Annotated in this window: 14 protein-coding genes; 8 read left to right on the top strand and 6 right to left on the bottom strand. The window is 63.3% G+C overall.

Going from position 1 to position 19,300, the window contains the following annotated elements; translation table 11 throughout:
• Window positions 1–70 precede the first annotated feature (70 nt).
• The 7 genes from LAN70_00540 to LAN70_00510 all read left to right on the top strand — a co-directional run bounded on the left by LAN70_00540 (window position 71) and on the right by LAN70_00510 (window position 9,357).
• Window positions 71–2,572 carry a xanthine dehydrogenase family protein molybdopterin-binding subunit gene (locus LAN70_00540; GenBank protein MBZ5509634.1) on the top strand — a complete coding sequence of 834 codons (2,502 nt, stop codon included), beginning with the start codon at window positions 71–73 and terminating at the stop codon, window positions 2,570–2,572.
• 12 nt (window positions 2,573–2,584) lie between these two features.
• Window positions 2,585–3,535 (top strand): ketopantoate reductase family protein, encoded by a 951-nt coding sequence (locus LAN70_00535; GenBank protein MBZ5509633.1) that lies wholly within the window; start codon window positions 2,585–2,587, stop codon window positions 3,533–3,535.
• A 7-nt stretch (window positions 3,536–3,542) separates the two neighbouring features.
• Complete coding sequence (locus LAN70_00530; protein MBZ5509632.1) at window positions 3,543–4,739, top strand: Xaa-Pro peptidase family protein; 1,197 nt, start codon at window positions 3,543–3,545, stop codon at window positions 4,737–4,739.
• Window positions 4,736–6,010 carry a M20/M25/M40 family metallo-hydrolase gene (locus tag LAN70_00525; protein MBZ5509631.1) on the top strand — a complete coding sequence of 425 codons (1,275 nt, stop codon included), beginning with the start codon at window positions 4,736–4,738 and terminating at the stop codon, window positions 6,008–6,010. Before LAN70_00530 ends, LAN70_00525 begins: the two co-directional genes overlap by 4 nt.
• Window positions 6,007–7,215 (top strand): Xaa-Pro peptidase family protein, encoded by a 1,209-nt coding sequence (locus tag LAN70_00520; protein MBZ5509630.1) that lies wholly within the window; start codon window positions 6,007–6,009, stop codon window positions 7,213–7,215. The genes LAN70_00525 and LAN70_00520 overlap by 4 nt, the downstream gene beginning before the upstream one ends.
• A 59-nt stretch (window positions 7,216–7,274) precedes the next feature.
• On the top strand, window positions 7,275–8,195 hold the full coding sequence (locus LAN70_00515; GenBank protein MBZ5509629.1) for a 2-dehydropantoate 2-reductase: 921 nt from the start codon (window positions 7,275–7,277) through the stop codon (window positions 8,193–8,195).
• 73 nt (window positions 8,196–8,268) lie between these two features.
• Complete coding sequence (locus LAN70_00510; protein MBZ5509628.1) at window positions 8,269–9,357, top strand: LLM class flavin-dependent oxidoreductase; 1,089 nt, start codon at window positions 8,269–8,271, stop codon at window positions 9,355–9,357.
• Between the two features lie 99 nt (window positions 9,358–9,456).
• Here the strand turns inward: LAN70_00510 and LAN70_00505 are convergent, their stop codons facing one another.
• Together LAN70_00505 and LAN70_00500 are read right to left on the bottom strand one after the other, a co-directional pair.
• Window positions 9,457–10,653, bottom strand: coding sequence for a hypothetical protein (locus LAN70_00505; GenBank protein MBZ5509627.1), 1,197 nt, complete (start codon window positions 10,651–10,653; stop codon window positions 9,457–9,459).
• A 140-nt stretch (window positions 10,654–10,793) separates the two neighbouring features.
• On the bottom strand, window positions 10,794–11,585 hold the full coding sequence (locus LAN70_00500; protein MBZ5509626.1) for a fumarylacetoacetate hydrolase family protein: 792 nt from the start codon (window positions 11,583–11,585) through the stop codon (window positions 10,794–10,796).
• A 340-nt stretch (window positions 11,586–11,925) separates the two neighbouring features.
• Between LAN70_00500 and LAN70_00495 the strand changes: the two genes are divergently transcribed.
• Window positions 11,926–12,603, top strand: coding sequence for a DUF169 domain-containing protein (locus tag LAN70_00495; GenBank protein ID MBZ5509625.1), 678 nt, complete (start codon window positions 11,926–11,928; stop codon window positions 12,601–12,603).
• Between the two features lie 9 nt (window positions 12,604–12,612).
• On the opposite strand, the gene LAN70_00490 is transcribed toward LAN70_00495, so the two are convergent.
• From LAN70_00490 to LAN70_00475, 4 genes are all read right to left on the bottom strand, one after another.
• Window positions 12,613–13,614: a zinc-dependent alcohol dehydrogenase family protein gene (locus LAN70_00490; GenBank protein ID MBZ5509624.1), complete on the bottom strand. Its 1,002-nt coding sequence runs from the start codon at window positions 13,612–13,614 to the stop codon at window positions 12,613–12,615.
• A gap of 231 nt (window positions 13,615–13,845) precedes the next feature.
• Window positions 13,846–15,624 carry a DUF885 domain-containing protein gene (locus tag LAN70_00485; protein MBZ5509623.1) on the bottom strand — a complete coding sequence of 593 codons (1,779 nt, stop codon included), beginning with the start codon at window positions 15,622–15,624 and terminating at the stop codon, window positions 13,846–13,848.
• Window positions 15,625–15,657: 33 nt separating this feature from the next.
• Window positions 15,658–16,890 (bottom strand): anion transporter, encoded by a 1,233-nt coding sequence (locus LAN70_00480; protein MBZ5509622.1) that lies wholly within the window; start codon window positions 16,888–16,890, stop codon window positions 15,658–15,660.
• Between the two features lie 78 nt (window positions 16,891–16,968).
• Window positions 16,969–19,197, bottom strand: a complete 2,229-nt coding sequence (locus LAN70_00475) for a carbohydrate binding family 9 domain-containing protein (protein MBZ5509621.1) — start codon at window positions 19,195–19,197, stop codon at window positions 16,969–16,971.
• Between the last annotated feature and the right edge of the window lie 103 nt (window positions 19,198–19,300).

Below are 19,300 nucleotides of genomic sequence, written 5' to 3'. Positions count from 1 at the left end.
CCTCGGTGCCTCGGTGGTGAATACTCAGCGGAGTTCTACTCGGATCGACGACCGATAGACCGAAACAGCTATGGCGACCAAGGACGACGTCAAGACGACATGGACCGGCCAGCCGCTGCGCCGCAAGGAAGAAGACCGCCTGGTCCGCGGCAAGGGCAAGTTCATTGACGATTACAAGCTCGAGGGCATGCTCTACATGCGCCTGGTGCGCTCGCCGTACGCACACGCGCGCCTCAACAACGTGGACGTCAGCGCCGCCGAAGCTCACCCCGGAGTGGTTTGCACGCTGACCGGCGCCGAGGTCGCGAAACTTACGCAGCCCTTCCCCGAGATCGCTTCGGGCGCTGGCGCAAAAATCCAGGACTATCCGCTGGCGGTTTCGAAAGTTCGTTTCCAGGGCGAGCCGGTTGCCGCCGTGATCGCCGATTCCCGCCTCACTGCCGAAGATGCCGCCGAACTGGTGCAGGTGGACTACGAAGCGCTCGAGCCGGTGGTCACCTGCGATGCAGCGCTCGCCGACCGCAGCATCCTCCACGACGAAGCCGGCACGAATCTGGTCTGGCAGGGACAATTCGAGTACGGCGAAGTGGACAAGGCGTTCGCCGAGGCGGCGTCCGTCGTCACGATCGACCGGATGCACTTCCACCGTTTCTCTTCGACGCCGCTGGAGAACAACGCCGTCATCGGGCAATGGGATGCGGACGACAACACCATCCAATACTGGAGCAACAACAGCTTTCCCGCATTCGCCATCCAGTTCCTGGCGCCGCACCTCGGAGTGCACATTGACGCCATCCGGACACAGAGCTACGACATCGGCGGCAGCTTCGGAATCAAGATCACGAATTATCCGTACATGGCGCTGTGCGCGCTGGCTTCGCGCAAGGCCGGCGGCCGTCCCGTCAAATGGAGCGAAACCCGCACCGAGCACCTGATGGCCAGCGCTCACGGCAACGAGCGCACCTTCCTGAACACGCGCGTCGCGCTCGACAAGAACGGCGTGATCACCGCCATCGAATCGCGGCACATCGACGATTGCGGCGCCTACCCGCGCTACGAGCCGCTGGGCTGCATCATCTGGGCGCAGGTGCTGCCGGGCGCGTATCGCTTCCGCAACCTGCGCATTGATTTCAAGCAGGTGGCGACCAACAAGTGTCCGGTCGGCCCCAACCGCGGCTACTCGCGCATGCAGCACCTCTGGTTCCTGGAGCGCGTGCTCGACACTTGCGCGCGTGAACTCGGCATCGACCCCGTCGAGATGCGCCTGCGCAATTACATTCAGCCGACTGAGATGCCGTACACCACGCCCAACGGCTGCGTGTACGACTCCGGCAATTATCCGGCGATGCTGAAAAAAGCGCAGGAGCTGATCGGCTGGGACGACTGGCAGAAGAAAATTCCCGAGATGCGCCAGCAAGGGCGCGCGGTCGGCATCGGCATCGGCACCACGCTCGATTCCGGCACCAACAATTTCGGCCAGGCGCGCATCATCAACCCGCTCGCGCCGTTCTCCGGGAATTCGAAGGCAGCGATGGTGAAAATCGACATCTACGGCGAGGTCGTCGTCTTGCTTGGCTCCGTGCCCCAGGGCCAGGGACACGAGACCACTGCTTCGCAAGTGGTCGCCGACGTCCTCAATATCCTGCCCGAGACGGTGCACGTTCGCCCCGGCTTCGACACCGATTTCAACGTCCATACCGGCCACACCGGCACCTACGCCAGCCAATTCGCGGTCACCGGCCTGTCGGCGATTTACGGCGCCGCGGTGAAGCTGAAAAAAGAACTCGCGCAGCTTGCCGCCTTCGTGCTCGACGCGAGCATTGACGATCTGGAATTCGGTGTGGGCAAGGATGGTCCCGAGGTTCGCGTCAAGGGCTCCGATAAGGCGATTCCGTATGGCGGCCTCGCCAACATTGTGAACGTCAACAACGCCGGGCTGCCGGAGGATCTCGACGTCACGCTCAACTGCCGTTACGTGTATCGTCCGCCATTCAAGCTTCCCGACCTCGGGAGGAAATACGGCAACCTGACGCTGACCTATGCCGCACAATTGCACATCGCGGTGGTCGAGGTGGAGCGCGACACCTTCGTCCCGCGCATCCTCGCCTATGCCTGCGTGGACGATTGCGGGCGCGCCGTCAACCCGCGCATCGTCGAAGGCCAGGTGCACGGCTGCACCGCGCACGGCATCGGCGCCGCCATCATGGAGACCTGCGCCTACGATCCCGCCGGAAACCTGCTCACCAGCACTTTCAGCGACTACACGCCCATCACCGCCCTCAACATGCCGCGCCTGCGCTACGGCCACATCGAAACGCCCTCGCCGTTTACCTTCAACGGCGCCAAAGGAATGGGCGAAGGCGGGGCCGCGCCGCTGCACACCATGTGCGCCGCCATCCAGGACGCGGTGTATCCCCTGAAGGTGTTTGTCAGCGATTCGCACAACACTGCCGACAGCTTGTTTGCCGCCATCCAGTCGGCGCAATCGGGCGCGCACGCACGCGGCGTTCGCATCCAGCATTCCAGCGCCGGCACGGAAACCAAATGGGAGGGAGGCCAGGACCTGATGTAGCAAGATCACGGGATGAAAAAAGTTCTCATCGTCGGCTGCGGGGCTATCGGCTCGCTCTACGCCGCGCACTTGGCGCGCGTCGCCGAGGTGTGGGCGCTGGTCCGCCGGGACGACCACGCGCGTGTCTTGAACGAGCGCGGAATTCGCGTCACCGGCCAGCGCGGTTTTGTCGCGCACGTCCATGCCACCGGCGATCCGCAACAACTCCCCGAATTCGACTTCGCCATCGTCGCCACCAAGGCCACCCACACCCGCCAGGCCTTTGCCCCGGTGGGAAAGCGCTGCGACCGCGCCGCCGTTATTTCCGCGCAGAACGGCCTCGGCAGCGAGGAAGTGCTGGCGGAACTCACCCGCGGATACGTCATCCGCGGCACGACGTTCATGAGCGGAACGCGCCACAGCGATTGCGACGTTGAACTCGAACTCGACCAGTACACATGGCTCGGGCCGTTCGAGCCGTCCGGAACGCCGTTCGCGGTGGTGAAGGCGGCGGCGGACCTGATCGTCGCCGGCGGTCTCAAGGCGGTGGCGCTGGAAGATGCGCGCCCGGCGCAATGGTCGAAGCTGATCTTCAATGCCTCGGTCAATGCGGTTTCCGCGCTCACCCGGTTGCCGCACTCGCCCGAGTTTGCCGACGAGCGCTCGCCCGAGGCGCTCGGCCGCCTGCTTCACGAGTTGATCGACGAAGGCAAGCGCGTGGCACAGGCGTGTGGCGTTGCGCTGCACGAAGATCCGTGGGAGATGAACAAGATTGGCGCGCAAACCAATCACCCGACCTCCATGCTCTTCGATGTGGACCACGAGCTGCCGACCGAGGTGGATTATCTTTGCGGCGCCATCGCGTGCGAGGCGGAACGCGCCGGCGTCGCGGCTCCGCTGCACTCCGCGATGTGGCGGTTGGTCCGGGGCTTGGAAGTTTCCTGGCAGCAGGAGAAACACAAGAAGGCTACGCAGAGGGCGTAGCAAAGGCATGCCGTATCCAATCGACACCGCCAAGCTCGACCGTGTTCGCGCGCTGATGAACGAGCACCGTCTCGACGCCATCGTGGCGCGCGCACCCGACAATGTGATGTACCTCACCAACTATTGGTGCATGAAGGGCTACGACGCAGTGGTATTCCCGCGCCAGGGCGAACCGACGCTCATCGTCATCGAGCCGCAACTCGGCGACGCGCACCGCACCGCCTGGACGCGCGACATCCGCCCGTTCAGGTTCTACGACGAGCGCGACCCGCGCCCGCCGACCGCGCGCTCCCTCGACCTGGCGCTGCAGGTCCTGCGCGAGCGCGGATTGACCGAGCGAATCGGAATCGAGCTGACCAACGGCTCGCAGGCCGCCGACCGCATGGTTGGCGAGCCGACCGTGTACACGCAGCCGTATTTCGACGCGTTCCGTGGCGCCTGCCACGATCTTGCCGATGCCATGCCGGTGCTGATTGAAGCGCGCGCCATCAAGACCGCGCAGGAAATCGAGCGCATGCGGCTGGCCAACGAGCTGGCGGCCATCGGCATGGAGTACGCGCGCGACCACATGAGACCCGGCGAGCACAAGGAGAGCGACGTCGCCGCCATGATCGAAGGCCGCATTCACGCTGCCGGGATCGGCTACAAGAACAAGGTCGAAATGGCGCGCGCCTTCACCCTGGTCTGGTCGGGCAAGGGCATCGCCACCTTCACCGCCACCAAAGCGAATCCCATTCAGGAGCACGAGCCAACGCTGGTGGAAATCTGGGTTTGCGCCGATGGATACTGGAACGACCTGACAAAAAACATCTGCCCGGGCCGCCTTACGCCGGAATACAACCAACTGCTGGAGATGCTGCTCGGCGTCTTTAACGATGCGGCTGATTACGTGCGCGACGGCGCCAGCTTGCCGGAACTCGATCGCCGCATCCGCGCCGGCATTGCCGCCGGAGGATATCCCGGCCAGCCGTCGCATCCGGTGGCGCACGGCGTCGGCGCACGCGCCCACGAGCCGCCCTACGCGCACCAGGCGGGTACGGGCACCATCCGCCGGGGCATGGTGCTGGCCATCGAGCCCGGATGTTACTGGCCCGGCGGCGGCGGCTTGCGTCTGGAGGACAATTTTCTGGTCACGGAAAACGGTTGCGAAAAATTGTGCAGCTATCCCGATGATTTCCGCGTCTTCTCCGCGGGTACTCCATGACTCAACCCGGCGTGGAACCTTCGAAGCTGCCGCACGATGTCGCCGAGCGCATCGTCGCCGAAGTGCGCGAGGACGAAATTGTCTCCATGGCCTGCGAGGTCATCAACATTCCCAGCCCCACCGGCGACGAGCTCGCCATGGGCAACTACCTGCAACGGCGCTGGGAAGAGATGGGCCTGCGGGTGGTGCGCCAGGAGGTGGAGGAGGGCCGGGCAAATATCGTGGCACGATACGAAGGCCGCGGCGCTGGGCGCAACCTGATGTTCAACGGCCACATGGACACCTCCAACACCGGGCGGGAGCCGTTTCTCGCCGGCATCGGTTACAAGCCCAGCGCCGTGGTCAAGAACGGAATGATCTACGGCCTCGGCATCTATAACATGAAAGGCGCGCTCGTCTGCTATACGCAGGCGGTGCGGGCGTTGCAGCGTGCCGGAGTCGCGGTTGAGGGCGACGTTATCCTGGCCGCGGTCGTCGGCGAAATCGAGAAGGCACAGTGGGGCGAATTTAACGGCAAGGAATACCGCGGTTACGGCGTCGGCTCACACCATCTTGTCACCCATGGCGTCGTACCCGACATGTGCATTCTCGGCGAGCCCACCGACATGGCCGTCGTGCTCGAGCACTTCGGGTCGCTGTGGGCGCGCATTTCCGTCGCCGGCAACTACGTCCACACGGCGTTCGCCGAAGGCAAGGAAGATGAGAATTGCATTTTGCGCATGGCCGGCGTGCTGGAAGCCGTGCGCGAATGGATGCCGCGCTGGCAGACGATGGCGGCGCACGGCGGGCACAAGGGAATCGTGAATGTCGGCGGAATCCGCGGCGGCCACCCGTGGCGCGCCAGCCGCACACCCGAGCGCACCGACCTTTTTCTCGACCTGCGCGTTCCTCCAGCGATGGAAATGGCCGAGGCGCGCCGCGAGATCCAGCAGCTCTTCCTCAAGCTCCGCCGGCAGAACGCGAACTTCGGCCTGGAATTTGAAACCTACGTCTCGGTTCCGGGCGCCACCATCAGCGGCGATCACGAGATGGTGCGCGCCATCGAGGCCAACCACCGGCGTGTGACCGGCGACACTCCGCGGCGTGACGTGGTCACCTGGTGCTCAGACGCCTCTGTGCTCTCGCGCTACGGCATTCCCACCGTCAATTACGGGCCGTCCAGCGGTCCGCGCGACGCCGAAGGAGAAAAGGTCGCGATCCGGACGTTCGTGGACATCACGCGCATCTACGCCCTGACCGCCGCCGAGCTGTGTGGCGGGCGGACCGCATGACCCCGCGTTGCCAGAACGGCCCGCCGATCACGCCGGCAGAAATCGAGCGCCGCCATGCCGCGCTGCGCGCCGCCATGGAGCGCGACCATCTGGACGCGCTGCTGGTATGCGGGAACCAGTACGCGGGCTTCGAAGGCGCGGTTCGCTATGTCTCCGGCTTCGAGATCGTGCATCGCTACGCCTACGTCCTGCTGCCGCTCGCGGGTGAGCCCACGCTGGTGTTTCCCGCCGAGGCGCGCTGGATCGGCGACAAAAAGAAACCCTGGGTGCGCGAGCAGGTCTGGCCTGAAGTTCCCGGCCGCTGGTTACGCGACCGCGCACGCGAGCACGGCTGGAAGCGCCTGGGCGTTGTCGGCATGGATTTTGTCATGGCGGTGCGCGACTACCGCGAGCTCGCCCAATCCGCGTGCGAAATGGTCACATGGGATTTCCCGTTCGACATGGTGCGCGCCGTCAAGAGCGACTGGGAACTGGCGCACATCGGGCAGAGCATGGAAGTCATTCTCCACGGCTTCGACGCGCTGGTGCGCAACTTTGAACCCGGCAAGACCGAGGCCGAGATCATGGCGCCTGCCGTCGAACGCTTCTTCGCCGGCGGCGCCGGGCCGCGCATGATGAACATCGTGCTTTCCGGCCCGCACGGCGAGGCCGAAGCGCACTTCAAAGTTCCCGGCGACCGTGTCGTCGAGCCCGGCGACCTGATGCTTTACTCGCTGGAAATCGGCGGGTACGAGGGTTACTGGGTGGAATTCTCGCGCGCCCTCATTCGCGGCAAGCCGAGCCCGCGCATCCAGCAGATGGCTGCTGCCTATCCCGAAGCGATGGAGGCCGCGCGCCGCGTCCTGCGCGAAGGGGAGCGGGCCAGCAACGTACATCGCGTGGTTGCCGAAACCTTCGCCGCCCACGGCTTCAGCCTCGGCCATCTCTCGGGTCACTCAATCGGGCTGACCATGCTGGAGCATCCCGCGATTGGCGCGCGCAGCGAGGTCGAGTTGCGCGAGGGCATGATTTTCTCGCTGCACCCGCAGGTCATCGACCGTGACGGCCAAGTTTGCCTTTACACCCAAGACACATTCCGCGTCGGCAAGAGTGAAGGCGAAAACCTCGCCGACGTGGAGTGGAAGTTTTATCAGGGCGGAGAAGAGATCCGGGTCTCTCAGTCCATCGGTCCATCGGTCTCTCAGCCTGCGCATGACCGCCGGTAGACCGACAGACCGAAAGACCGAAAGACCGACAGACCGAGTGACCGAAAGATCGAGAGACCATGAGAATTTGCATCATCGGTTGCGGCGCCATCGGCAGCCTGTTCGCCGCCCACCTGGCGCGTGCCGGCGAGGCTGAGGTTTTCGCCTTCGACGTTTCCCGCGACCACGTCTGCGCCATCCAGCAGCGCGGCCTGCGCATCTCCGGCGAGGCCGACTTCACCGCGCGCCTGCAAGCCTCGACCGATGCCGCCGAAATTCCGCGCTGCGATTTCGGCATCGTCGCCACCAAGAGCACGCACACGCGTCCCGCCATCGCCGCAGCGGCACGCATCTTCGACGAGCGGAGCGCCGTGTGCTCGGTGCAGAACGGCGTGGGAAACGAAGAGATCGTCGCCGAGCACGTGCACTACGTCATCCGCGGCACCACGTTTCCTGCCGGACACGTGATCGAACCCGGCCACGTCGGCTTCGACATCCGCGGCGACACCTGGATCGGTCCTTTTGAGCCGACCTCCACGCCGATGCAGAAAGTTGAAGAGCTTGCCGGGCTGATCACGCGCGCCGGGATGAATACCATCGCCATGGCCGACGCGCGCGGCGCACAGTGGGCCAAGCTGATCTTCAACGCGGGCACGAACGCGGTCGGCGCATTAACACAGTTGCACCACGGTGCGGCGGTGTTTTTCCCGCCCACCGGCGAACTGTTTGACGCGCTCATTGACGAAGGTATCGCGGTAGCGAAGGCGCTCGGCATCACCCTCGACGGCGATCCCAAGGCGCTGGTGAAGAAAGCGGCGAACGCACCGGGCATGCACAAGGCGAGCATGCTGCAGGATATTCTGGCCAAGCGTCCCACCGAAGTGGATTTCATGAACGGCGCCATCGTGCGCTGGGGCGAGAAGACCGGCGTGCCGACGCCGCTGAACCGCGCCGTGTGGCAGTTGATTAGGGGTTTAGAGCATTCTTGGATCAATCCTTAAGGTCTTTCAGTCTATCGGTCTATCAGTCATTGAGAGACCGATAGACCGACCGACCGAGAGACCGAGAGACAACGTGATTCCATTCCGTATCGGCGTCTTGCAGCTCAGCATGGAACCCGCGCGCGAGACGGTGCGCATGGCGCACGCCTGCGAACAAGCCGGTTTCGACACCTTCTGGCTTGCCGAGGCCTACCCTTGGTGGCGCAAGCATGCCTACGAAGCGCGCTCTTCCACCGCGATCACCGCGCTGGTCGCGCACGAAACCAAGCGGATCAACATCGGGTGGGGAATCATCTCGCCGTACACCCGCCATCCGGTGCAGATCGCCATGGAAGCGCGCGTCATGCAGGACCTCTGCGGCGAGCGCTTTTTGCTCGGCCTGGGCGCCTCAAAGATCTTCATGAAGGAAATCGGCGAAGGCGAAGGCAAACCCGGCGCCGGTCCGGCGACCGTGATGCGCGAAAGCCTGGAGATCATTCGCGGCACGCTCGACGGCGGCGCGTTTGGTTACGACGGCAAAGTGTTCTCCGCCGAGGTCCCGCCGCTCAAACCTGACGCGCACGTTTCGCGCGTACGCACCCCGATGTACTTTGCGGGCACAGGTCCGGTGCTGCAACGCATGGCGGGCAGCCACACGGATGGCCTGTTGACGGCCAGCATCACCACGCCGGAATTCGTGCGCTACTCGCGGCACAACATGGAAGAGGGCGCGCGCCAGGCAGGCCGCGATCCGGCGCAACTCGATCTCGGGTCGGTGATTGTCGGAAGCATCGGGCGCGATTCGCGCCGCGGCCGTGAAGGCGCCCGCGAAATGGCGGCCATGTATCTCGCCAACAAGGTGCAGAACATCAAGGGCTCGGCCGACGTGCTGCTGCAATCGGCGGGACTCACCTTCGACGACATTCGCCCGATCGCGGATGCCATGGAGCAGGGCGGGCGCAAAGCCGCGGCGCGCGCGGTGTCCGATGAAGTGTTCGAGAAGGTGAAGCCGATCGCCGGCACGCCCGAGGAGTGCATCGCGCGCATCCAGGAGTACCGCGACGCGGGCTGCTCCCACATCATGCTGGAAGTCTGGGGCGAGGACCGGGAGCAGCAGGTCAAGCTGTTCGGCGAAGCCGTGCTGCCGCATTTCAAGGAACATCAGCGTGCAACTGGAAAGTAGCGAGCATTGCCGAATTGCGGAACTGCGGAATTGCAGAATTGAACACCGCAGCCGCGACAATTCGGCAGTTCTGCAGTTCGGCAATTCCGCAATCTATCGCTAGTGGCCAACAGTTTCTTTCTTCTGCAGCACTTCACGATAGATGGCGCGGAATTCGTCGTCGGTGACCAGGCCGCGCTTGGCAATGGACATCTTTTTCACTTCCGCGAGCAAGGCGGCGCGCTGTTCCGGCGCGATCTCCAGTTTCAATTCGCGGCATTTCAAATCGATGGAATCCAGGCCGCTCTTCTTGCCAAGCACGATGCTGCGCGTCGCGCCCACCAGGTCGGCAGCGTAGGGCTCGATGGCTTCGGGAATGTGAAACTGGGTGGCCACCGCGCCACTCTCGCGATTGAAGAGATTATTTCCGACCGCCGGTTTCCATGGTTCCATCTGGTATCCCGAAAGCCGCTGCACGGTCTCGGAAGTTTCGCGCAGCTTGGCCAGGTTGATCTCAACCGGGACGCCATACAGGCAGCTCAACGCCAGGGCGGTTTCGCCGAGGTCGCAATTCCCGGCGCGCTCGCCCATGCCGTTGATGGTGCCCTGCACCCAGGTGGCGCCGGCGCGCACCGCCGCCACCGAGCACGCCGTTCCGAACCCGAAATCGTTGTGCCCGTGCCAGTGGATGGGCACGCTGTCGCCGACCCAGCGCTTTACCTCGGCGACCAGGAAGTCCACCGCTTCCGGCCCGCAGACGCCGATCGTATCCACCACCACCAGCTCCGCCGCGCCCGCTTCCAGGGCAGCGAGGTAGATCTGCTGGAGAAATTCCAAGTTGGTACGCGTGCAGTCCACGGGAAAGAACGCGACGCGAATGCCATTCTGCTGCGCCAGCAAGACGGCGTTGACCAAACGCTTCTGCGATTCCTCGCGCGTCAGGCCGTACGCCTTCAGCTTGATGTCGCTGGTCGGTACCTCAATGACAGTAGCTTTGACACCGAGTGCTACCAGCGCCTCGATGTCGGCCTTCTGGGCGCGCGAAAATCCCCAGATCTCTGCTTTCAGCCCGGCGCGCAAGATCAGCCGGATCGCCTCCGCGTCTTCCGGGCTGACGCGCGGAAAGCCGGCTTCGATGCGCGAGATGCCGAGCACGTCCAGCTTGCGCGCGATCTCCAGCTTCTGCTCGGGGCTGAGCACCACGCCGACCGTCTGCTCGCCGTCGCGCAGCGTGGTGTCGTAGAAACGAATCGGCTCGGCGACCTGGAACCGGCCGTGCTCATTCAGCTCACTGACCCAGACTTTGTTGTTGTTCATCGCTGCTATGTTTTTCCTCAGGGGCTAAAGCCCGCATTTTTGGCGGCTCTTGGCGGCACGGCTCCTTCGACTCCGCTCAGGACAGGTTCCGCCGTGCCCTACCCAAAATCATTTATGCGATAGCTTCCAGCCACTAGCCACTAGCTACTGGCCTCTGTCTTTCCGTGCGCCTGTTCCCACGCGATCACCGGATTGCGCAGCACTCCGATCCGCTCGATCTCACATTCCATGACGTCGCCGGGCTTCAGGTACCAGGCCTTGGGATCGCCGGAAAATGCCGCCACGCCCGACACTGTTCCCGTCGAAATCACGTCGCCGGCGCTGTAGCCCATGGGGGAATAATGCGCCAGGATCTCCGGAATCTTTACCGACATCTTGCTGGAATGCGATTTCTGGCGCGGCTGGCCGTTGACGCGCAGCTCCATCGCGAGGTTGTGCGGGTCAGGGATCTCATCGGCGGTCACGATCCACGGTCCCAGCGGGCAGAACGTGTCAATGCCCTTGCAGAAGCTGAACACGCCCGACTTCATCTCCGTCCGCTGGATGTCGCGCGCGGTGATGTCGTTGAAGATGACGTAGCCGCCGATGTAATCGCCGGCCTGCTCGGCGGTGAAGTGCTTGCCTGCTTTTTTGGTGACTACCGCCAGTTCAAGCTCGTAATCGAGTTCTCGCGTCAGGTGCGACGGATACACCACCGGCTCATCGGGCCCGATGATGGCGTCAATGTTCTGAAAGAAAACGATCCAGGGCAGCACCGGGTGCGAAAATCCGGCTTTGGTGGCTTCCTCGTGATGCTCGCGGAAGTTGCCGGCGGTGTGGAAGAACTTGCGCGGGATGATGGGCGCCTTCAGCTTCACCTGGTCACGACGAAATACGACCGGTTCGCCCGACGGTCCGCGCAGCGCGGCTCCCTCCGCCATCGCGTATGCCATTGCCTCGCGCGCGGCGTCCAGGCTCGCGTCGCCGCCCTCGAACAGCAAGCGGAGATCGGAAGGCACCAGCGCGTCGGCGATTCGGTAGGCGGCGGCGCCTTGCGAGGAATGTTGGGCGGCGCAGGCGAGGTTAAGATCTACGATGCCATCGCTGGCGATAGCTCCCGCGCGGCGCATCTGCAAGGGATTTTCAAAGGTGACAAGACGCATAGAGCCGTTCTGGTGCGGCAGTGTATGTGAAGCGGGAGGGCTTGTCCAACCCGCGTTTTGTTGCATCCGCTGCGGCACGCCGCACATCTAGTTTGAGCTTATGACGCGCAATTCCTCTCTCGAATCGCAATTGACCGAAGTTCTGGGCCTGACCCGCCGGCCGGTGGCGGTCAGCACGTCGCCGCAGCCGGGAATCCCGAAATTTTCCGGCAGCGTGCCCGCGGGCTGCAGCTTCTGGCGCCTGGCCGCCGAAGGCCGCTCGTTCTACACCGAAGCCGGCGACCACTACAACTGCGCCATCGGTTGCTACACGCACAACATCCCTCTGCCGCCGGAGCGCGAGGCGGAACTGGGCGCGACCATCGCCTTCATGACCTCGATTGGGTACATCCGGCCGGAAGACATTCCCGGCATCGCGCGCCTGACGAACTCGCCAGGGACCATGGCGTATGCGCCGCTGGCCGACGCATCGTTTACGCCGGAGGTGGTGATCCTGGTCGGTAAGCCGGGGAAACTGATGCTGCTGCAGGAAGCGGCGGCGCGGGCCGGCGTGCAAACTCAGCCGTCGCTGTTCGCGCGTCCGACGTGCATGGCGATTCCGGCGGCGCTTGCGGGCGGCACGACCGCCTCCAGTGGGTGCGTGGGGAATCGCGTCTATACCGATCTTGCCGATGACGAGCTCTACATCATGGTTCCGGGCGCCGACATCGAGAAGATCGCCGCCGAGCTGGACACTATCCTCGATGCCAATGCGAAGTTGAACGATTACCACCGCCAGCGCAAGGCGGAGCTGCTGAGCGTGAGATAGAACGAGCCGCTAGGCGGAAATTTGCAGCACGGCGGCGCCTTCGATGCGGCTGTGCTTGAGCGCTTGCAACGCCTGATTCGCCTGCTCCAGCGGAAACACTTCAACCTCTGTTTTGACTGGGACTTCGGCCGCCAGGCGCAGGCACTCGCGCACATCTTCACGGGTGCTGTTGGCGGCTGAGCGCAACACGCGTTCCTGGTACAGCAAGTCGTAATCCATCGCCGGAATCTGGCTCATCGTGATGCCGGCCAGCGCTACGGTTCCGCCCTTGCGCACCGCGCGCAGCGCTTCAGGGACCAGCGAACCCGCAGGGGCAAAGATGATGGCGGCATCGAGCGGCCCCGGTGCAGGGTCTTGCGCGCTTCCGGCCCATGATGCGCCGAGTTTTAGCGCGAGTTCGCGGTGCGCCGCAGCGCGGGTAAAGACCAAAACCTCGCAGCCGAGATGGCGCGCGATTTGCAGCACGATATGCGCCGAGCCGCCGAAACCATACATCCCGAGCCGCTCCCCGGGGCGCACATTGCTAAGGCGCAATGAGCGGTAGCCGATCACCCCGGCACAGAGCAGCGGCGCGGCGTGCTCGTCGTCGAATTGCGCAGGAATGGAGTAGGCAAAATCCTCGCGTACGATGACAGCTTCGGCATACCCACCGTCTACGTGGAACCCGGTAAAGCGGCCGGTTTCGCACAGGTTCTCCTGGCCGCGACGGCAGTACGGGCAATCTCCGTCGGTGGAATACAACCAGGGAACGCCAACGCGATCACCCTCGCGGAAGAGCTTGACCGCGGGACCGGCTGCGTCCACTGTTCCCACAATCTGGTGGCCCGGAACCACGGGTAACTTCGGCAGCTTGAGATCGCCTTCGACGATGTGAAGGTCGGTCCGGCACACGCCGCAACAGCGCACGCGCACGCGAATCTCCCCCGCGCGCGGTTCGGGCAAAGGCACGTCGCGCAAGGTCAGCGCGTTTTGTTCCGCCGGGCGGGGCTGATCGAGCACCATGGCGCGCATGCGCGGAGTGTAACAAAGAGCGGCAACTGGTTGTTGGTAGCTGGTAGTCCGTAGTCGTCGATCGGTTCCAAACCATTGCCGATTGTCGATTGCCGATTGTCGATTGAGCGCACGCGAAGGCACTGGGGCCTACATCCCCGTGAAATGACAGCAGGTCCCTCGACTCGGTCCAACGTGCCCAAAAGCGGGGCACATTGGACCTCGCTCGGGATGACACACACTGTAGGTGTATTACTGCGCCACCGGTTGCGTTGCAGCTTTCGATTTTTCCGCCAGCCAGGCGTTCACGTTCTGCTCCAGCACATCGAGCGGAAGAGCGCCGTTGCGCAGCACGACTTCGTGGAATTCCTTGAGGTCGAATTGCGGTCCGAGCCGGCGGCGGGCGCGCTCCCGCAATTCCCGGATTTTCATCTGGCCAATCTTGTAGCCGAGCGCCTGTCCGGGCCAGGCGATGTAGCGGTCAATCTCGTTGACGATGTCGAGTTCCGCTTTGGGCGCGTTCTGCATGAAATAGTCAATCGCCTGCTGGCGGGTCCAGTGCATGGAATGCATGCCGGTATCCACCACCAGGCGCACGGCACGCCACATTTCATACGTCAGTTGGCCGAATTTCGAGTACGGGTCGGTGTACAAGCCCATGTCGTCGCCAAGCGACTCGGCGTAGAGTCCCCAGCCTTCGACGAAGGCGCCGTAGCCGCCGTAGCGCCGGAATTTGGGCTGCTCGCCGGCTTCGTAAGCGAGCGCAATCTGCAAGTGATGACCGGGAACCGCCTCATGCAGCGTAAGCGCCATCATCTCCCATTTGGGCCGCGTCTCCGGCTTGTAGAGGTTGACGAAAAACGTGCCCGGACGCGAGCCGTCGGCGCTGAGCTGGCGGTAGTACGCGGTGGTGGTGTCGGGGGCGGAGATTTCGGGGATCGGTTCGACGCCATAGGGCGCGCGCGGCAGCGTGCGGAAGACCTTCACCAGGTTGGGATCAATGGTCTTGGCCAGCGCCTTGTAGGCTTCCAGGAGTTCGGCTGGGTTCTTATAGAAAAAGCGCGGATCGCTCCGCAGGAACTGAAAAAATTCCGCCATCGAACCCTTGAATCCGGCTATTTCCTTGATGGCCTCCATCTCGCCGCGGATGCGTTTCACCTCATCCAGACCCATCTGGTGCACCTGCTGCGGCGTCAGGCCGGTGGTGGTGTATTCGCGCACGAAGTAGGCATACATCTCGCCGCCGCGCGGGAGTTGCCAGATGCCGACCTGGTCGTAGCACGCCGGCAGGTAATCCTTCACAAAGAAATCGTGGAAGCGCTGGAACGACGGGACTAGCTGCTCGCGGATCGCCTTCTGAGCCGCGGTGGCTAGGCGCTGGCGGTCAGCTTCGGCGATGGCAGCGGGAAAATTCCGGAACGGCTTGTAGAAAGCGCTCGCCTGCGGGTCCTGCACGATCTGCTTTTCGATTTGGGCGGGGACGCGCTCCATGATGACCTTGGGCAGCACGATGCGTTCGCGAATTCCCTGGCGCATCAGCGCGATGGTCTGGTCCATGTGCTCGGGAAAACGCTGCAGGCGGGCGATCCAGTCTTCGTAATCCTTGACGGTGGTGAAGCGCAGGGCGTCGCCGAGTTCGTTGGCGGTCTGGATGCCGCCGCGCTGGTTCAGCGGAACCAGGTACCAATGAAACGCGTGGCCCTCGGCGGCAAGCTCGTGCTGGCGCTGGAAGAGGTCATAGTTGATCTGCTCCGGGGGCGAGAGGCGGGCGCGATCCACGCGCTTGATCTCGTCCAGCACGGCGAGCGTGTGCTGGTAGCGCGCTTCGATGGCGGTGAGGCTGTCGTCTTCCCAGCGATCGTTCCAGCGGCGGTCGCCCAGCGACGAAGCGCGCGTCGGGTGCTGCTGCATCTGGTAGTCCCATTCGCGGTCGAAGAGCGCGTGCAGGGTGTGCGTGGCGTCGCTGGCCGGAGTTTGCGCTGCGAGCGGGGCGGCGGAAATCAAAAGCAGGAACCAGAGGAGATGTCGCATGGCGCGGAAGGATAGCAGAGTTTCGCAATGACCTCACGGGACCCAGCTTAGCCAAAGCCATCCGAATAGCAGCGTCGCGGCGGTGACCGGCAGCCCGACCCGGAAATAGTCCCAAAACCCGATGTGCACCGCCGGGCGCGACCGTTCGACGACGATGATGTTCGCGATCGAGCCGGTGATGGTGAGGTTCCCGGCGAGCGTGCTGGCCATGGCGAGGACGAGCCAGGCGTGGCGTGGATTTTGAAATCCGGGTGCCAACGACTTCAGCAGCATAACGGCGGGCACGTTGCTGACCAGGTTCGACAGCGCGGCGGTCACGATGGTGAGAATGGCCGCATTGTGCAGGTTCCACCGCTGGGCCACCTCCAGCAGCAACGACGTGAGCCCCACCTGCTCGGCGCCGCCGACAATCAGAAACAGCCCGATGAAAAATACCAGCAGGCCCCAGTCCACCTCGTCGTAAACCAGGCGCGGCTCCAGCGAGCGCGTGATCAGCAAGATCGCTGCGCCCACGGCCGCTACCAGAGGGGGCGGCGCACCGGCCATGAATCCTGCGAGCACGGCTGCAGTCACCACAACCGGCTTGCCGAGCGAGCGTGCAGCGCCCTGCGTGACTTCCACGACGACGCCGTTGTTGTCGTCCGGCGTTTGCCTGTCGCCGACGAAGTGCAGCACCAGCCAGTCGAGCAACAGGCCAATAATGGCAACAGGTCCGAGGTGGGCGAGAAAAGAACGGTAGGGAATGCCGGAGAACGAGCCGATCAGGATGTTCTGCGGGTTACCGGTGATGGTGGCGACGCTGCCGATGTTCGAGGCGGTGGCCACCGCGAGCAGGTAGCGAGCCGGGGGAACGTTCATCCGTCGAGTGATGGTCAGCACGAAGGGGACCATGACCAGGCAGATGATGTCGTTCACAAAGAATGCGGAGAGAATGCCGCTGGTGAAAATGATTGCCGGGAGCAGGTGATGCCGTCCCATGCGGGCGACGGCGAACTCGGCGACGCGGTCGAAGAAGCCCGCCAGGTGCAGGTTGCCGACGATCAGCATCATGGAGAACAGCAGCACGATGGTGGCGAAGTTGATGTAGCGCAGCGCGTCGCCGGGGCCGAGGATGCGGAAGGCGAACATCAGTACGGCGCCGATAATCGCCATGCCGGGGCGGTCAATTTTCCAGCCAGGAAATTTGCCGATGGCGAACACCAGGTAGCTGGCGAGAAAAATCAGGTACCCGGCGACGAACTGCGCTTCTGTGAAGGCGTGGTGCATGGAGAAAGTTTCAGTTTCGAGTTTCAGTTTCAGTTTAAGAACTGGAGCGACGAGGCCCACTGCGATTTTCGCGGGAATCTAGAACGCAAACAAGTACGAAAGCTTCACGAACACCTGGTTGCCAAGATCGGTGACGTCGAACGGCGAGCGGCGCTGGCGGTTGTAGCCGATATAAAGCGCGCTGCGGGCGGTGAAATCGTAGGCGAACAGCGAGTTGATGCTGAGGTCGTTGCCGTGGCGGTCGCTGGCGTACTGCGCGAAGACGCGGGCGCGCGCCTTGGTGTTGAACTGGTAGGTCCAACGCGAGATGAAAAAGCGGCGGTACTGGAAGTGGCGGTCGTTCTGGAGATGTTCGTCAATGAGAATGGCGCTGAGTTCAGCGCGCAGGTGGCGACCCAGTCGCGCCGTGGACTGAAGTTGCAGCTCGCGCTTGGAGCCGTAGAAATTCTCGTTGTACTGCACCATCTTTTGCGTCTGGAACAGCAGATCAAAATACACGCGCCGGCTCTGGTTGGAGGAGAGCTCCACGATATAAGTCGGCACCTCGTAGCCGCGGGTGTTGGGCAGGCGCTGGAAGTCCGGCGTGAAGAAAAAAAATCGGGTGCGGTCGTAATTGCCGCGGAAGTGCACGGTCCAGAAATTCTTGAACTGCGCCTTGAAATCGAAATAGGCGTTGGAGTCTTCCAGTTCGCCGTGAGTGCCGTTGCTTTCGTCGTAATTCCAATTGAAGAAGAGCTGGCGGACGCCATAGCGGTTGATGAACGGTTTCCAGGTCGCGTTCACCCAGCCGATCCAGCGGTCTACCTCGGGTTCGAAGCCGGTGTGGCTGAGGTCGACCTTGTTGCCGAGGAACTTGCCGCCGGTATCGTAGGTGAACTTGTCGGAATCGTAGATAAACTCCGAGGTCCACCCCAGATGCTGCGCGTCCACGCCGGGATGGGCGTCGTTGGTATTGACCATGGCCTGCGAAACCCAGCGAATATGCGGGCCGGAGAGGATGCTGAGGTCCACCGCGTGCGTGCTCTCGCTCTGGCCGACGCTGCCCGGCTCCTGCCGGCGATTCACGGTCATGAAACCGAAGGCGGACTTCTGAAACAAATCATGCTGCAGGCGCAGGACGCCGAAAAACGCTCCCGGCGCTTGCTGCAGGGTTTGGGTTGCGGGATCGACGTAGTCTTGCGACTGCGTGACGGCTTCCAGCGCCCCGATGGTCCATCCGCCGCTCTTGCCGGTGATCTTGCCGCCCTCCAGGATGCGCTGCGGTTCGCCGTCGGGCATGGGCGAGCCGATGCGGCGCGAGAAGAACAGTTGCAGCGGCGTCTGGAAATAGTTGGCGCCCTCGGTGAAGAACTGGCGCTTTTCAGGGAAGAAGATTTCGAAGCGGGAGACCTCGGCGGTGAACTGGTCGGCCTCGGTTTCGCCGAAGTCGGGATTGATGGCGAGGTTGGCGGTCAGGTTCTGCCGCAGACCGTAGCGCGCGTTGAGTCCGCCGTTGGCGGTGACCTTGTTGAGCTGGGGCTGGCGTCCGCCGCTGCGGTCGGCGCCGCCGGCGAACGGAACCAGCTCGAGATTGCGCCCGACGTGTACGTTTTCCAGCCCGGTCAGCACGCCGGCGCGCGAGGGCTTCATGAAGCCTTCGAAGAGCGGCACCGGAACCCAGAATGCGAATTCGTTCTCCCGCAGCCGCTCGCGCCCGATGTTGATGCCCCATTCCTGCGAGGAGCCCTGCGCGATGCGGATGGACTTGAACGGAATCACAACTTCCGCCGACCAGCCCCAGGACTCGCGCGAGACGCCGCTGTACCAGATGCCGTCCCAGGTCAGGTCAATCGTGCCGAAGCCCTGGCCGCCGCGCGATTCGTCGAAGGTGCCGTCGAACTGCACGCCGGCGGCGGTGATGCTGAAGAAGTAGCCGGTGCGGCGGTCGTGGAAGGTGTCGAGCAGGATGTCGGCGCTGTCGGAGCCGCTGGAGACATCTCGGGCGACGAAGTGGTAGTTGATCTTGTCGGGGTCGTCCTCGAAGCGGAAACCGAAGTAGATGTTGTTGTCGTCGTAGAAAATGCGGGCTTCGGTGCGGCGGCTGACGGGCGCGCCTTCGTGGGGCTGCGTTTGAGTGAAGTTGGTGATCGGTTCGATCGTCGTCCAAACCGGTTCGTCAAGCTTGCCGTCAATTTTTAGGTGCGCGTTGTTGATGCGGCGCACGCGGATTGTGTGGTCCCCGGTATTCGCGGCCAGTTGTCCGTGAAGGGGCGTGACAGCCAGCGGAAGAATGGCGAAGATGAGGACGAGCAGAATCCCGCGCATCATGGCAAAATGACGAGAAAGAATACAGCAGCGGTGATCCAAACCACAGTGCTATGGCCGCAGGTAACAACTTTTTACAGGCACGGGTGTCTAGAACTTAAGAAGT

It is taken from the genome of Terriglobia bacterium, assembly GCA_020072845.1.
Classification (GTDB): Bacteria; Acidobacteriota; Terriglobia; order Terriglobales; family Acidobacteriaceae; genus JAIQGF01.
This window is presented reverse-complemented; position numbering and strand designations above follow the sequence as displayed.